The organism is Streptomyces sp. SID14478, assembly GCF_010548525.1.
Classification (GTDB): domain Bacteria; phylum Actinomycetota; class Actinomycetes; order Streptomycetales; family Streptomycetaceae; genus Streptomyces.
Window position 1 is genome coordinate 1 of record NZ_JAAGMG010001299.1, and the last position, 662, is coordinate 662.

Below are 662 nucleotides of genomic sequence, written 5' to 3' on the forward strand. Positions count from 1 at the left end.
TGGTCCTCCTAGGGCAAATTGACCTAGCGTGGGGCCATGCCGTCACCCGAACCCGCCGGTGCGCTCCTGCTCTGCCGCGCCGACCCCGCCACCGTCGGCCCCGCCGCCCAACTGCTGCGCGAGCGGATGCTGCTCGTCCCGGCCGGACCCGAGTGGAGCGCCCTCGTGCCCGAGGGCAAGCCCTGGCTGGCCGCGGCGGACGACGGCGGCGAACCCGTCGACCGGGTCCTCGGCGGCTGGGCCGGAGCACTCGCCGTCGGCGCGCCCTGGCCGGTGCTCGCCCTGTGGTGGGACGCCGACCGCAGCGGCTTCACGCTCGCCTCCGGATTCCGCCGCCCGGTCGGCTACGTATGGCTGGCGAACGGCACGCCGGTCGGCGAGGACGAGGCCATGCGCACCTTCGCCGCCCGCCTCGGTCTCGACCCGGTGCTCGACATGCAGTCCCTCGACGTACTGGCCAAGCCCGACACGGACGCCGACGCGCGGGCCCGCATGCGCGGCCTGCTCGCCGTCCTCACCCGCACCGGCCTCGCACTGCCCGCGGGCCTCACCCCCGGTGAGCCGGCCGACCGGCTGCGCGAGGTCGCCCGCGTCCAGCGCGACGTGGAGAACATCGCGTGGTCGGGCTGGCGGGACGCCGTCCACGCCGAGCTCGACGTCGT

At 76.0% G+C, this 662-nt stretch carries 1 protein-coding gene; it reads left to right on the top strand.

Annotated elements, in window-relative coordinates; translation table 11 throughout:
• Nucleotides 1-36: 36 nt before the first annotated feature.
• Nucleotides 37-662, top strand: a 626-nt coding sequence (locus tag G3I40_RS41305; RefSeq protein WP_164559938.1) for a hypothetical protein, incomplete at its 3' end; no start/stop codon positions are given.